This window comes from Rhodohalobacter sp. 614A, from assembly GCF_021462415.1.
In the GTDB taxonomy this organism is placed as follows: Bacteria; Bacteroidota; Rhodothermia; order Balneolales; family Balneolaceae; genus Rhodohalobacter.
In genome coordinates, this window is the sequence record NZ_JAKEDS010000002.1 from 993,134 (window position 1) to 1,007,808 (window position 14,675).

Sequence of the window (14,675 nt, forward strand, 5' to 3'; positions counted from 1 at the left end):
TAAATCACCTATTCAGCTAAAGCAGACGAATTCTTGAGTGACTTTTAAAGGAGAAAAGTAGCTTCCAATATAATTCAGAGTGCAAATGATAATATGATTGCTCCAAAAACAAATAGTAACACATTTCCACTATCATCTCCAAAACCTGACCAGTTAAAAATCACTTGATCAATCATGGCCCAAAGTGTCATAAACAACAGAAAAATGAGTGGAACCAATGTATATATATAATTTTTTCCTTTTTGTTTCAGACAGGAATTACGAGTAATATCGATACCCGACAAAAAAGAGAACCAGAGAAATAGCTGCAACAATACTTCCTGACATTAACATAACTCCTTAAATTCATTGATCAACGGAATATCGAACAAGGAATCCAGAATACCGAATTTTCTTTTTGGCTACTTCCCTACTATCTGAACCACAACATGTCGTTTCCGGGATCGGTTATCATGATCTATAACAACAATTTGTTGCCAGGTTCCAACAATACATTTTCCATCTCTGATTGGAACCGTGATTCCCGGCCCCATAAACGTTGCACGAATATGAGAAAAGCCGTTATCATCTCCCCAGGTTTCTGAGTGATGGGATTTCATATTCTTCGAAGCAAAATCCTCAAGCTTTTCTTTGATGTCTTTCACCAGGGCCGGTTCAAATTCCATCGTTGAAATGGACGCCGTAGAACCAACAGCAAAAATGTGGCAAAATCCATCAGAAAAGCCTGTTTCACTGACGATTGAATCTATTTTTGGGGTAAGATTGATGATGTCTGAAAAGCCATTTGTTTGCAAATGTATGTCTTTTGTGATGATGTCCATGTGGATAGAATTACACTTAATATTTCTGTTGAGCCGGTTTAAATAACATTTTCTCAAATGCTTGGCTGATTCGTAACTATCAAGTTTAAGTTATTTAAAATTCTTCTTCTAAGAGGAAAATGAATCAGCTGGATAGATACAAGAAAATGTCGATGGTTTGGCAATCCCACTTTCGACATAGCGCCTGATATTTTGGACAAGAATAATATTACGGTTTATGCAAATCTTTAATTTTACACGTACTCACAAATTTAATGGCGTGGTTGGCTTTCATTTTACGCATTTCTATATGATATCCTTAATCAAAAATAAAATCAGATAGAAAAATGAAAACTTCGAAGCTACTACTATTAATGCTATGGGGACTAACTCTCATAGTTATTTCGAGCTGTGAAGGCCCAACGGGCGAAACCGGACCAGAAGGCCCCGAAGGACCTAAAGGTGAACAGGGTGATCAGGGACCACAAGGGCCCATGGGAAATGCAAATGTAAAACAATACATTTTTGACGGCCATGATTTTACCTTAAGCACAGATATGGTGTTGGAATTCACTGATATCCCTTTTGAAGAGTTTGAAGAAAGCATGTGGCTTGTATATATAAATGTACAGTATTTCGACGGTAAAGAATTTTATGCTGTTCCCGGATTTGGTGAGTTGGGCTTAAGTTATTACCAGGTAATGTATAGCTCCTTTGAAACAGCCTCACAAACGATTCGGGTCCAGTTGATTTCGGGGCCGGGAGAAATCTATAATGGTGTTTTTGTATTTCAGATTCCGAGCAGCAGCACGATGGATATGCAATCAAAAAGCCTGCCTGAGGGTTTAGACCTGTCCGACTATCATGCTGTATTGAATTACTTTGGTGATTCTGTAGAGACTATTGAATACTGACTTTTTAAAAAGCCGGATTTAGGAATATTTTTTTTCAAAATCTGGCTTTTCTTTGAATGTGTTAACAGTAATCTTCTTTTGGTGTGGCTGATTTAATTTGTTTTTATAGAAAAAATTAACGTTCGTTTTTAAAACTAACCCCAAATAAAAAAACGAAGATGAAAAAAAATAATACGAGAGGTTTAGCAGTACTAATAGTAAGCGTTGCAATGATAATTGCAGCGGGATGTGAAGGCCCTGAAGGACCTCAAGGCGATCAAGGCCCTCAGGGACTCCAGGGAGAACAAGGAGCTGAAGGTCCACAAGGACCTGCTGGCGAAGATGGAGAAGATGGAAATGCTAATGTGGTATCAATATCTCTTAATGGTGCTGAAATAACCTGGACCGCGGGAACATATCTTGGAAGAACTGCCAATGTTTACACACATACAGACGAGGCTGTGAACCAAAACATAATTGATCATGGCACCGTTCTAGGATACTTTTCACTCATTGGAGACTGGTATCCGATGCCTTTTTCGTGGGAAAACAATGCCGGTTCTGATACACAGTATTTAACGTTTACCTACACGCTTAATGAAATTACTGTTTATGCGTACAGAACCTCAGGTGTACTAGAGCCAGGTATAACTGAGTACCGGTTTTTACTAATCACAGATAGCACCGTGATGGGAAAATCAACAGGAACAAATATTATCAGTGAACTTGAATCGTCTGGTGTTGATGTAAATAACTATTATGATGTAATGGATTACTTTGGCTTAGAATACTAAACAGTATTTTTAATCAATATCAAAACCTGTCGGAATAAATCTATTTAATGTTCGACAGGTTTTTTTTGTTAAGAATTCGCCATTATCCCACCGTCAATTGTAAATGCACTGCCGGTAATCCATGAAGAATCATCACTGACCAAGAACAGAACAAGTTGAGCAATATCTTTGGGTTGACCCAGTCTTTTCATCAATGTTGCATTTTCAGAATCAGAAACTGCTGTTTCCGGATTTGGAAAAGCAATTGCCGAATCATGCAGAAGAGGAGTATCTACCGGTCCGGGACAAATAGCATTAATCCTGATTTGAGGCCCATAATCTACCGCTGCTTGTTTTGCCAAAGCTAAAACGCCAGCCTTTGAAGCACTATAAGCAGCATGATTGGGAAATGATTTGTATGCTGCAATTGAAGTGTTAATCACCGCAACTCCTTTCCCGGTTTTCTGCATTTCAGAAATGGCATATTTTAGCAAAAAGAAAACTGAATCGAGATTGACGGCCAATGTTTTACGCCATGTTTTCGTGTCCAGCTCGGTGAGTTTTCCCAATCCTAAAAAACCGGCGTTTGTCACAACTCCGTCCAGGTTACCAAATCTTTCAACTGCAAAATCAACCAACTTTTTATTTGTTGATTCTTCGCCAACATCGCCTGCAAGAAATTCCGCTTCTCCAGCTATAGAGCGAATCTTATCAACCGTATCATCTCCCCTTTTTTGATCTCGTCCGCTTAAGACTAACTTTGCTCCCTCCTTTGCAAACTCCAAAGCAATTTCCCTTCCCATTCCACTTGTTGCTCCGGTAATGATGAAGGTTTTCTCCTTTAGTTTCATACTTGCTCAGCTTAAATATTCCACCAATAAGTGAGCTTGAATAACAATGCCCGGCTTTTTACATCAAACGAACCGGGAACATAATTATCGGTGTAAACGATGAACAGGTCTGATGCCGGCTGAAATCTCCATTGCAGCCGGGTATTAATATTTACATTATCAAACTGTTCGTTGTACTGAGTAAAACTGGTAAAGTAGAGGTTCTTGTTGAAGGTGATGTCAAGCCGGGACCCGACAAGCCAAAAATCCAAATCGCCCCACGGTTCCGGGAGGCCAAGATCATTATAGCTTGTACTGAGAACAATATTTACAAATGGCTGAAACCGATACCCGACTTCCGTTTCAATACTCAAGAGAGTTCCATTTGCATAAAATCCGCCATTTTCTACGGCAAAACCATACGTGAAAGCACTCTGGGCTTTAGAATTGAATTCCAATGCATAGCGATAGCCATCATGAACAGAACCTGTTTCCAGGAACAGATCCGAAATTCCGGAGGGATCAAACGGTTCTAGTAGTTCAATGTATGTTCTGCCAAACCAGGCATACATAGAACTCCCGCTTCGAAAATTCACATTATACTCCAGCCTTCCTTCATACTCCGTTGTATTGAATGATTCATCAAAATATATGGATGGATCAAAGCCGGGCCCATGATTTAAAACAATTCCTCTTTTTGGATAAAAAAGATAGTTGATAGCTGGATCCCACCGGATGTAGCCTTTTCTGGGAACGTATCCAACTTTTGCTGTATAATCTTCTCCAACATATTCATGAGCCCACTCTGCTGTTAAATTGCCATCGGAGTAGAGCAGACTTGCAAGATGGCTAACGCTCTTGCCATCATCTCCGGGTGAGAACGATTTCAGAAGCATAAAATCACCCGTCCAGAGATTGTTGGATGTTGCAAGATTGTACTCGATTCCCACATTTCTGTCAAAACCGGGAGTAGTAGAATTACCATCATTTCCTGTATAATCGTCTCCGGTTGATTCCATATTCACAAAAAGAAAACCGAGATTCGATCTTGAGGCAACTCTTCGTTTAAGAGCTACAACTGAAAAGTTTTGAGAGGGCAATTGCTGATTATCAACGGAGCCGGTTTGCATGTTCATGACTCCTAAACGCCAGTCACGATTTAACTGGCCGCTTAGTCTGCCACCAAAATGGATGGGTGCATCCAATCCAATTCTTCTTGAGAAAAATGGACGAATATTCTGATTACCGAAACTGGCAAACAGATCTTCATTTTCAAGAAAAAACTGGCGTTTTTCAGGAAAGAAAAGCTCAAAGCGATCCAGGTCAATAATCTGCTCATCCACTTCTACCTGCGAAAAATCAGGGTTTACCGTAAGGTCAAGATTCATGGATGAACTGAGGCCAATTTTAGCGTTTAACCCGGCATCCCGTTCATAAGATCTTGCATCCTCCTCTTCAAAATCGTGATTGATACCTCCCAGCACATGCGGAATAATTGAAATGTTCGACCCCGCTGGAGGCGGCGGCTCATCCCAGATCAAATAACCGGTAAAAGCAAGAGACACCGAAGGAAATTGCCGGGGAACGGGTGCCCAGCTTGATTTTTCAAACTCCGTGAGATCATACCGGCTGAAATTGATGCCCCACTTTGTATTTTCATCGTTATACCGAATGGATTTAAACGGAATAGCGGCTTCAAAAACCCACTTGTCTTCATAATTGGTAACTTTGGAAATCCACTTGTTGTCCCAACTGAGGTTCATACTTCCTCCGTTGTACATCATGCCGTCCCATTCCGCTCCACCTGCATTTGCGCCGAATGAAAATCCATTTGTTTTATCATCAAATGTATCCATCGCCAGGAGAAAGTTGTCATTCCTCGAAAAGTTAAAATCCCTTCTGAGCGATTCTACAACATTCGGGGGATTGTCCCCGGCCCTGTAATTCTCAACGAGAATGTAGAGATGTTCATCATCGTAAGTCATGCGGACATCCGTACGAAGCTCTGCATAACTGGTATCCATTGGGGTAATCATGTAGAAATTGGAAGCAATCTCCGCATCATCCCATGCCTGTTCACTAATGGCTCCATCAATGCGGATTGCAGATGATGCTTTTTTTATATGAAGCTGATAACCTTCATTGATTTTCTGGGCGTGCAACGGTCCAATCAAACAAAAAAGTAAAAACGTAGCCAGAATTGATTTTGAAATATTCACCCTGCAGACGATAACGTAATTATGGAAAACTCATTCAACAATACTCACTCTTTGTAATGTACTCTTGTAATTGAATGAAATCCAATACATTTAAATACGATGCGAAAATATTGGTTGAAAGTTCAATATTGATTGTGGATATACCACAATATTTTTTCCATCTCTTCCTTTACCACCGATGAAGATGTGACGTAATGATTATTCATAAAGCTGAACAGAAGTTTCCGTCCACTTTTCGTTACAACAAATCCCGACAGACAGTGATTGTTTCTCAACGTTCCGGTTTTGGCAAATACGTATGGTTTACCGCCATTCCGGTGCCCATACCAACTGCTGATGGTGCCCGATTCACCGCCGGTCGGAAACAGTTCAAACATTTTTTCATCACTTGAAAACTCATCGTCAATTTTTTTGAGTAAATGAATGATCGATCTTGGAGTAAACATGTTATACCGCGACAAACCGGAACCATCAACCCATTGAGGTTCGTCCGGAAAATCCTCCATGAATTCAGATTTCACAAACTCAATTACCGTTTCTGAGTTTAACGGTTGTCCCCGTTCAGAGGCAATCATTAACAATAATTGTTCCGCAATAAAATTGTCGCTTGGCTGCAGCATTCTTTTGTAAGCCGTATCGGAAGAGACGCTATACAAAACTTCAGTGTTGGCCGGCTTTATCATATCAATATATTTTACGGGCTTTCCGAGAGTATCCGCCAGCATTTCAGTTACCAATTCCGGTGTGTAATGAAACGGTTTGAGGATATTGTACGAAGTTGTATCAGCATACGAAGCATATTCAAATTGATTTCCGGCCCGATCCCTGATTAAACTCATTTGGCCTTGATTCTCCTGTTCTTCTACCCTCTCCTGGAATACTTTTGGGGTGATTTGATACTCGCCATTTTTTGTTTTGATACGATGGATCTCAATCTCCTCAACCGTAAATTCTACCATATTTCCATACATCGGGAAGGGTGATTTTTCAGCAGAATAATAAGAGTTGTAATCATCCCAGGACCAACCCGGGCCAAGATTTTCATCATTATAATGAGAATCGGAATAGTAGAGGTTTTCGGAGCGGTTTTTTAGAAAATTGTATACCTGATCCGAGCCATATTCCGAATGCAAAAAAGAGGGGTCACCCGTACCCCAGAAAATCAGAGAATCTCCCTGCATTATATATTCCAACGCTCTGAGATTATCCGGCAGCGTTTTCAATCCTGCATAAAATGTAAACAGTTTGGTGTTGGAGGCCGGCGTGAAATATTTATCGTCATTGAGTGCGTAAATCGTTGAGTCAGCAGCGGGATCGTAAAGAGCAAAACCCGTCACATTTGAATTGAACACTTGTGAACTGTCGAACATCATTTCCAGCGGAGAAAGTTGTTGAGGTTTTGAATCTGAGAACTGTTCAGTTGATCGACAGGCTGTTTGAATAAGAACAACAGCAATAAGAAGAGACAACAATTTTGGAGTAAATAGTTTCATCAAAAAAGTAATTGATTCTCGAAAAGTTTACGTAGAGATAAGCAAATAGATCTGAATTTAAAACTTTTCTTTCGTGATGAATTGGTTCTGATTCTGAGAAGAGAGCAATCTTTCGAAATTCACAGATTTTATTAACTTGAAAGAACAGGACTTTGATTTCAGCTACGGTATTTCAGAATCTACCATCCATGAGTCCTCAACCTAACTCCAGAGCTAAATAACAGAATACTATGATCCATAAACTTTCACCTTTTTTGGGAGTATTGCTTGCCTTTTTATGTATGAATGAAGCATCTGCACAACTTCAGGGGACTGATATTTTAAATGAACCAACCGATATTGCCTCCGACTTTGCAGATTTCACGAATACCTATTACCTGGCAGAAGAACTCGCTTCCTTCGACCCAGAAACTGCAAACGGAACCATCAAATATAACCGGTATGAATACAGTACAAGAATGGCATTTAATAATATGCTTGCACGGCTTGTTCCTGTTGAAGCGAATGAATTCCCGGGAACAGAATATGCTGCAAGTCCCGAACTTCCGTTTTCTCTCCAGTTTGTTTCATCAAGAACCATTCGATTGAAAGCGACATCAGGACCACAATTTGCAAACCATGAATCGCTGATGCTGGTCAATGGAGAAGCACCTGATGCCCGGGATGATTGGGAATACTCAGCTGTAGAAGGCGGACATCAGTATAAAAGTGAACACGGCAAAGTGGTAATAACTGAAAATCCCTGGCATGTCTATCTGTATGATGAAGAGGGAAAGTTACTGACGAGTACTGTACACATGTCGGATGTGACCAATACGTTTACCCCTGTTTTGCCTTTTTCTTATGTCCGCAGAGCCAGTGATTATTCACGAAGTATGGCGGCTGTGATGTCTCTTCAGCCCGGTGAGAAAATTTATGGTTTTGGTGAATCATTCACTCAATTCGACAAACGCGGAGAAAAAGTGGTTCTTTGGGTAGATGACGCCAACGGTACGCAAAATGAAACGATGTATAAACCCGTTCCTTTCTACATGAGCAATCGCGGATATGGGGTTTTTATGCATCACTCCACTCCCATTAGCGTTGATGTTGGCAAATATTATAATGCCGTCAACTCAATGATGATCGGCGATGATGAGGCGGACCTGTTTTTCTTCCTTGGCGAACCAAAAGATATTTTGGATGAATACACAGAATTAACCGGAAAAGCATCCATGCCGCCGCTTTGGTCATTCGGATTCTGGATGAGCCGGATTACCTATTTCTCTGAAGAAGACGGACGCCAGGTCATCAACCAGTTACGAGATCTTGAAATCCCCGCCGATGTCCTTCATTTTGACACTGGATGGTTTGGCGTGGACTGGAGAGCTGATTATCAGTTTCCTGAAGACCGATTTCCAAATCCGGAGCAGATGATTCAGGATTTCAAAGATCGTGGATTTCATATCTCCCTTTGGCAATTGCCATACATGACTCCGAAGAATGAATTATATAACGAGCTGATCCAAAACGATCTCGCGATCAAAGACAGAAAAGGAAATATTCCTGTTGAGGATGCCATCATCGATTTCTCCAATCCCGATGCCGTTCAGTGGTATCAGGATAAACTGGAGCCGCTTCTCGAAATGGGAGTTGGAGCCATTAAAGTGGATTTCGGCGAGGCTGCTCCCGAAAACGGACTCTATCACTCCGGCAGAACCGGTTGGTACGAGCACAACCTCTATCCTCTTCGATATAACAAAGCTGTTGCAGACATCACCAAAGATATTAGTGGAAATGGATTTATCTGGGCACGAAGTACCTGGGCCGGGAGTCAGCGTTATCCTGTTCACTGGGGCGGTGATCCGGCTACTACAATCTCAGCGATGTCGGCTACACTTCGTGCAGGACTTTCCATTGGGTTGACTGGATTCACATTCTGGAGTCATGATATCGGTGGATTTACGACAGCAACTCCCGAAGATGTTTATCGCCGATGGACGCCGTTTGGAATGCTGACTTCGCACGTTCGATCACATGGAAATCCTCCAACGGAACCGTGGGAATACAGCGACGAATTTCTTGAAGGATTCCGCAAGGCTGATAATATGCGATATCGCTTAATGGCGTACATTTATTCGCAAGGAAAATACAGCTCGGATCGAGGACTACCGATGCTTCGTGCACTTTTTGTAGAGTATCCGGATGATCCCGGTTCGTGGTTGATTGATGATCAGTATCTCTTTGGCTCCGATATGCTTGTAGCTCCTCTCTTCGAAAATGCTGAAGAGCGAGATGTCTACCTTCCGCCCGGAAACTGGATTGATTATCAAACCGGAGAAACCTACGAAAGCGGTTGGCATACCATTAGGGCTGGTGAAATTCCCATAGTTGTTTTGGTTAAAAGCGGAACCGTTTTACCGCATATTGAATTGGCCCAATCAACAAAAGACATGGACTGGTCGAACCTGGAGCTTCGTGTTTTTTCTGTGGATGGAGAACCAGCTACGGGAAAAATCTATCTGCCGGATAGTGATGAAGTTCAAACCGTTTCTGTGTCTTCGGAAAATGGGGAATGGAGGCTTGTTGATGATCCGTTTGACGGAAATATAGACTGGGAAATTACCTCTAATCAATAATCTTTCTCATGAGCTGAACTCTGTGAGATTTTCAGTGTCTCACAGGTTCATGATAACTTTAGTCAACGTGTTGAACGGATTTGAGTAATTGAGTTGGCGGGTGACCAAATCGTTTTTTGAATGCGTATGAAAAGTGAGAAAAATCTTCAAAGCCGAGATCCAGGTAAATCTCTGAAGGTTTTTCCATTTTTTCTGTGATAAGAAAATAGGCTTGCTGCAGACGTTTTTTAACCAGCCACCGACCGGGAGTTTCATTAAAAATCTTCTTAAAGTCCCTTTTAAAAGCTGATAAGCTTCGACCGGTCAGATAAGCGAATCGTTCCAAGTTTACATTAAAGGCATAATTTTGGTTCATAAACGCTTTGAGATCAATTTTCTCAGGCGTGCCGAAATCAAATAAAATATCAGACAAATCCGGATTAGTTTTCAGTAGAATCAATAATAATTCTTCCCTTTTAATCTTCGAAAACGCTTCATCAATTTCTCCGTGCCCTTCGTAATATGGCATGAGAGATTGGATGTAATTTGGGATTAAATCCGTTTCTTTCAGAGATAAAAAAGCTTTATCTGGAATGGATGAGTTGTGAAGATTCACTTCATGATTTTTTTGGAAATCACGCAAGAAAAGTTCATCCAGCACAATCACCACTTTTTCGATGGTTCCACCCTCAGGCATTTTTTTATACCTGGCGAGATGATTTTTTCTGATGATGCAATATTCCCCCGTTTTCATGTGATACGCCTGATGGCCATCGTAACCGGTTATGGAACCTTTGCCCATATAAAAAAAGTAATGCTCTGAAATAAATTGTTCAGGTGAGATTTCAGGGCCCACATAACATGACTTTATTCGATCCGTTCCGTTCATCATTCGTTATGATTCTGCGAGTTTATTAATGTCTTTTACTTCCAGAATATTCGAGGAATATCCCTTTGAAACGGCTTTAATCATGGCTTGAGCCACTTGTTTTAGCGTACTCACTCCTTTGGGATATACAGCTTTAAAAAACGGATACGTCCACCCGATAAGTTTATAAGCCGTGGGAAGATGTTGCTGGCCGGGCATCGCCTTCATAAACGCCGGACGAAAATTATATACGCCTTTAAAATCCAATTTTATGAGATCATTCTCTGTTTTTCCTTTCACTCTCGCCCACCTCAACCGGCCAGATTCAGTACTATCTGTTCCCGCTCCGGTTATGTAAATAAAAACAGAATCGGGATTTTGTTTTAAAACAACTTTAGCAAAATGGATGGTTGTATCGTATGTAATTCGTTGATAAACTTCCGGATCCGTTCCCACGCTGCTCACGCCGGCACAGTAAAAACAAGCATCATAACCTTTCATTTGTTCATCTTCCGGCGTTAAATCCAGAAATTCGGGTACGATATACTCGTTCAGTTTTGGATGGGTATGGCCAGTCGGTTTTCGGCTGACACTCAAAACCTCATCTACATTTGGGTTTTGAAGGCATTCCAGCAGAACGCCTTCTCCCACCATTCCGGTTGTACCTGTGATAATTACTTTCATTTTGAAATATGATGATTATTCTTGTTCAATATCTGAGTATTTCTTCAAACTTTCAGCCGTGGCTAAAATGGCTTCTTCTTTACTCCGGGGATTCCAGCCCAATACTTTCCTCGCTTTTTGATTGGAAATATGAACAGGCTTCGGAGGTGTGCCAGAATAATCTTCAGGTTTAACATCCAGCAATTCAGCAATTTCTATAAACGACATCGATCCGTCTGCCACTGCCAAAAATCGTTCTCCCTTTGCATCAGGATGAAGCATCGCTTTGAGATGAAGATCCGCGACATCCCGCACATCCACAATGCCAAAAGAAAAGTCATTTTCAAAAGGAATCACTCCTGTTATGATATGTTCAACAAACTGAATAGACGTTGAATAATTGTCGCTTAACACCGGACCAGCAATGGCTACAGGGTTGATCACGGTCAGTTCTGTATTACTTTCTGCTTGATCCATAAAATTCCATGCAGCTTTTTCAGCAATCGTTTTTGATTTTATATAAGGAGTAATATCAGTTTCAGGATCTGTCCAGTCCTCTTCTGTGAAAACATAATCTTCACGAGATATACTGTATCCTACAGCCGCAAAAGATGAGGTCATAACAACCCGCTTAATATTGTTTTTTTGAGCCGCTTTTAACACTCGAAGCGTTCCCTCTTTCGCGGGAATAATTAATTCATTTTCATCCTCCGGCTCAATCATTGGAAAAGGTGAAGCTACGTGCAGAACATACTCACAACCTTCCATGGCGTCATTCCAGTTTTTATCATTCAACAGATCTGCTTCTACAAATTCAAGATTCTCAAACGAGGTGATTCCTACATTCTTCAGCATTTCTTTTACCTGTTCTGCTTTGGCTGATGTACGAACGGTTGTTTTTACGGTATAGCCTTGTTGCAGCAATTGGAGAATGCAATGGATTCCCACAAAGCCGTTTCCACCGGTTACCAACACACGTTTTTTAAATTGATTCATAATGACTCTTAATTTTTTGTTTATTCAAATTATACCTAATGATAAGAGGTCAACAAGAATCAATTTTTGTTCAAAAGCCCAAATTTCTTTGTTGAAAAGTTCAAAATATAATTGAGTGCACGAAGAATTAATTATTTAAAAGTTTATTACAGTTCTGTTATATAAAAAGTATTACACTATTAGTGTTTTATTTTCTGATTTGTTTGAATGAAACCATATTAAGGCCGGTTGTTTTGATGTCTTTCTAAATTGAACACTGACTAACGGATACTATCTTTGGTTAACTCCAATCGCTCTGAACATAAAGTCTCAAAGCAAACCGGTGAAATTTCTCACCACGGTTTGCTTCTTCTTTTTACTTTTTTTTGGGGAGCGAATTTCATTCTAGCCGAAGTAGCATTACGAGAAATGGCTCCTATTTCATTCAGTGTTTCCAGGTTTGCAATGGGAGGAATTGCCATGCTGCTGCTGCTCTACGGACAGTGTTATTCCGATGCCAAACGTACGGGGTCAAGCTTTCAGTTTTTTCCAAAAATCGAAAAAAAAGACTGGATGAGGCTACTTTGGGTTTCTGTTTTGGGAGCCACTCTTGCGCCTTGGCTAGGAATTGAAGGCCTTGGGCTTACACACGGAGCGCGAGCTTCCATTTGGCTGGCTTTAGGGCCTGCGGTCAGTACCGGTTTTGGATATTTCCTCAGTACCGAAAAAATGGGCCGAGCCGGATATTTTGGGGTTTTTCTGGCCGGACTTGGAACCCTGACACTCGCATACGACGGCTTATTCGTCGATAAAGGTTATTGGATTGGCGATCTGTTACTTCTCATCGCATTGGTGCTGACTGTAGTAGAACTTCACCTCATCAAGCCGCTCGCCAGAAAATATGGTTCCATCAGTATGGTGGCATTGAGAACGGTTATCGGAGGAACACTTTATTTTATGATCGCCTCTCCTTCTCTCATCCAGGAAAATTGGCTGACACTTGGCATGTGGACCTGGATTGCCATTCTGGCCGGCGGCGCAATTGGTGTCGGAGTTGGCCAATGGGTTAAAGTGCGCGCGTTACGATCTCTCGGGCCAACTCAGGTTGTTATTTATGGAAACCTGGTTCCTATTGCAGCTTTACTGATTGGCTGGCTCTCCATTGGTCAGAATCCTTCTTCGTATGAAATCGTAGCGGGACTCCTTGTGATCGCCGGGGCAATCTTTATACAAGTAATAGACGATTCGCGTGAAGGTCATGTGCACTCTGTGGAGGATGATGAGCTCTCTGTAGTTTCCAGTGCAAAACAAGATTAATATATTTTACTGACTAAATTCAGGTTGCCGTATTTGGCCGTTTTCAATCCATCTTTCAACTCCCAAAAGACTCCCCCACTATCTTTCATGATTAAATGTCTTGGTTGGTAGTTTTGGAAGGGATGGATATCCCATCAATGAAATGAATTATTAGTTGAAGTCGATTCATTCATCATTTAAAAATCTTTATTCAATCTTCTTTTTTTGACCCGCTATTCGTACCTCTTAGCTAATCGTTCAAAAATTGAATTCGTGTCAAAGTGAGCGTTTTTATTGAATTTTTCCCTACGCATTTTTTCATGCCACAAATGGATTGCGTAGGAATCTGATATCAAGGATTCAATTTCGTTGGCCGGCTCAAAAAAAATCTTTTTCCACTCCTTCAATTTTATGGGATAGAACTTGTTTTCTCGTAGGGAATACTCTTCTAACCCAAGTTTCTTCACATAACCCGTTAAAGCCCTGGGCCCCGTTAATCCCCAGGGAATATGTTCGGTATTATTTTTTCTTACCACCGACCTCAATAACTTTCTTACTGAAAGCTTCCAGCCATCCCAGTGTTTTATTTTAAAGGGATCTTCGCAATATGTGATTAATTCATCGAAGAGATTGTGTTTTTGTTTTCTTGTCCCGATAACAGCATTATTGATGTAGTATTCATCTTGCCACCCGAATACTAAATCCTGATCAAATTCAAATGGTTTGAGGCATAACACGTCCATATCAACCCAAAATGCATCTTCAGAATGATACAACATTTGATACCTGAAGTAATTTGCAAAACCGGCGACACTCCCTCTGCCTGCTCCGATTTTATCCCCGTATACGAATACTTTTGATTGATCAAGAACTTCATTGGCATCCATAAGTGTAACCCCGTCAGGCACATCTGGTATATCCTCATATGTATAAAGTTCAACTTTATGGCCATGGTACAAAAAGGATTTCAAGCAAATTTTCTCAATTCTTGATAACCTTCCGATCCATAATGATTTAATGACAGGTAACACTCTTCTGAACTTAACTTACATCTGCTGTTTTCCCATTCACATATTCTTGTTGATAATAACATTTAAGACAAAAAGATGAGTCTAATATTTTTAAAACTTTCTGATAAAATCAGTTTAGAAGATTAAGGGCCTGACGAGTTGTTAGCTAGATTAATAAAACAGATCAAGAGATATACTTCCTCCGCAAGAATAGCATAAGCATACCATCATCGATTACCAGATTTTACTTAGTGAGGT

Annotated in this window: 12 protein-coding genes; 4 read left to right on the forward strand and 8 right to left on the reverse strand. The window is 40.7% G+C overall.

Annotated features, from left to right (window positions below):
* Nucleotides 1-401: 401 nt before the first annotated feature.
* A complete protein-coding gene (locus tag L0B18_RS12995) occupies nucleotides 402-821 on the reverse strand; it encodes a secondary thiamine-phosphate synthase enzyme YjbQ (RefSeq protein WP_234572218.1) in 420 nt (139 codons plus the stop codon).
* Nucleotides 822-1,147: 326 nt separating this feature from the next.
* On the opposite strand from L0B18_RS12995, the gene L0B18_RS13000 reads away from it, so the two are divergent.
* A complete protein-coding gene (locus L0B18_RS13000; protein ID WP_234572219.1) occupies nucleotides 1,148-1,714 on the forward strand; it encodes a collagen-like protein in 567 nt (188 codons plus the stop codon).
* Nucleotides 1,715-1,923: 209 nt separating this feature from the next.
* Complete coding sequence (locus tag L0B18_RS19780; RefSeq protein WP_304622020.1) at nucleotides 1,924-2,487, forward strand: hypothetical protein; 564 nt, start codon at nucleotides 1,924-1,926, stop codon at nucleotides 2,485-2,487.
* Nucleotides 2,488-2,555: 68 nt separating this feature from the next.
* Here the strand turns inward: L0B18_RS19780 and L0B18_RS13010 are convergent, their stop codons facing one another.
* The 3 genes from L0B18_RS13010 to dacB all read right to left on the reverse strand — a co-directional run bounded on the left by L0B18_RS13010 (nucleotide 2,556) and on the right by dacB (nucleotide 7,008).
* On the reverse strand, nucleotides 2,556-3,317 hold the full coding sequence (locus tag L0B18_RS13010; RefSeq protein ID WP_234572220.1) for an SDR family NAD(P)-dependent oxidoreductase: 762 nt from the start codon (nucleotides 3,315-3,317) through the stop codon (nucleotides 2,556-2,558).
* An 11-nt stretch (nucleotides 3,318-3,328) separates the two neighbouring features.
* On the reverse strand, nucleotides 3,329-5,515 hold the full coding sequence (locus tag L0B18_RS13015; RefSeq protein WP_234572221.1) for a carbohydrate binding family 9 domain-containing protein: 2,187 nt from the start codon (nucleotides 5,513-5,515) through the stop codon (nucleotides 3,329-3,331).
* Between the two features lie 122 nt (nucleotides 5,516-5,637).
* Entirely contained in the window at nucleotides 5,638-7,008 is a 1,371-nt protein-coding gene (gene dacB / locus L0B18_RS13020; RefSeq protein ID WP_234572222.1) for a D-alanyl-D-alanine carboxypeptidase/D-alanyl-D-alanine endopeptidase, read from the reverse strand.
* A gap of 230 nt (nucleotides 7,009-7,238) precedes the next feature.
* Here dacB and L0B18_RS13025 point away from each other — a divergent pair, with 230 nt between their 5' ends.
* The gene (locus L0B18_RS13025) at nucleotides 7,239-9,626 is read left to right on the forward strand and encodes a glycoside hydrolase family 31 protein (protein WP_234572223.1); all 2,388 of its coding nucleotides are present in this window, start codon (nucleotides 7,239-7,241) and stop codon (nucleotides 9,624-9,626) included.
* A 58-nt stretch (nucleotides 9,627-9,684) separates the two neighbouring features.
* Here L0B18_RS13025 and L0B18_RS13030 read toward each other — a convergent pair whose 3' ends face one another.
* The 3 genes from L0B18_RS13030 to L0B18_RS13040 are packed head-to-tail and all read right to left on the reverse strand — an operon-like array spanning nucleotide 9,685 to nucleotide 12,132.
* Nucleotides 9,685-10,497, reverse strand: coding sequence for a helix-turn-helix domain-containing protein (locus L0B18_RS13030; protein ID WP_234572224.1), 813 nt, complete (start codon nucleotides 10,495-10,497; stop codon nucleotides 9,685-9,687).
* 3 nt (nucleotides 10,498-10,500) lie between these two features.
* Entirely contained in the window at nucleotides 10,501-11,157 is a 657-nt protein-coding gene (locus L0B18_RS13035) for an NAD-dependent epimerase/dehydratase family protein (RefSeq protein ID WP_234572225.1), read from the reverse strand.
* 15 nt (nucleotides 11,158-11,172) lie between these two features.
* The gene (locus L0B18_RS13040) at nucleotides 11,173-12,132 is read right to left on the reverse strand and encodes an SDR family oxidoreductase (protein WP_234572226.1); all 960 of its coding nucleotides are present in this window, start codon (nucleotides 12,130-12,132) and stop codon (nucleotides 11,173-11,175) included.
* Between the two features lie 276 nt (nucleotides 12,133-12,408).
* Between L0B18_RS13040 and L0B18_RS13045 the strand changes: the two genes are divergently transcribed.
* On the forward strand, nucleotides 12,409-13,428 hold the full coding sequence (locus L0B18_RS13045; protein WP_234572227.1) for a DMT family transporter: 1,020 nt from the start codon (nucleotides 12,409-12,411) through the stop codon (nucleotides 13,426-13,428).
* Nucleotides 13,429-13,640: 212 nt separating this feature from the next.
* Here L0B18_RS13045 and L0B18_RS13050 read toward each other — a convergent pair whose 3' ends face one another.
* Nucleotides 13,641-14,378, reverse strand: coding sequence for a hypothetical protein (locus tag L0B18_RS13050; protein ID WP_234572228.1), 738 nt, complete (start codon nucleotides 14,376-14,378; stop codon nucleotides 13,641-13,643).
* Between the last annotated feature and the right edge of the window lie 297 nt (nucleotides 14,379-14,675).

Coding starts and splice junctions, on each gene's coding strand:
- L0B18_RS19780 (WP_304622020.1), top strand. CDS start 1,924: ATGATAATTGCAGCGGGATGTGAAGGCCCTGAAGGACCTCAAGGCGAT.
- L0B18_RS13010 (WP_234572220.1), bottom strand. CDS start 3,317: ATGAAACTAAAGGAGAAAACCTTCATCATTACCGGAGCAACAAGTGGA.
- dacB (WP_234572222.1), bottom strand. CDS start 7,008: ATGAAACTATTTACTCCAAAATTGTTGTCTCTTCTTATTGCTGTTGTT.
- L0B18_RS12995 (WP_234572218.1), bottom strand. CDS start 821: ATGGACATCATCACAAAAGACATACATTTGCAAACAAATGGCTTTTCA.
- L0B18_RS13035 (WP_234572225.1), bottom strand. CDS start 11,157: ATGAAAGTAATTATCACAGGTACAACCGGAATGGTGGGAGAAGGCGTT.
- L0B18_RS13040 (WP_234572226.1), bottom strand. CDS start 12,132: ATGAATCAATTTAAAAAACGTGTGTTGGTAACCGGTGGAAACGGCTTT.
- L0B18_RS13025 (WP_234572223.1), top strand. CDS start 7,239: ATGATCCATAAACTTTCACCTTTTTTGGGAGTATTGCTTGCCTTTTTA.
- L0B18_RS13030 (WP_234572224.1), bottom strand. CDS start 10,497: ATGATGAACGGAACGGATCGAATAAAGTCATGTTATGTGGGCCCTGAA.
- L0B18_RS13000 (WP_234572219.1), top strand. CDS start 1,148: ATGAAAACTTCGAAGCTACTACTATTAATGCTATGGGGACTAACTCTC.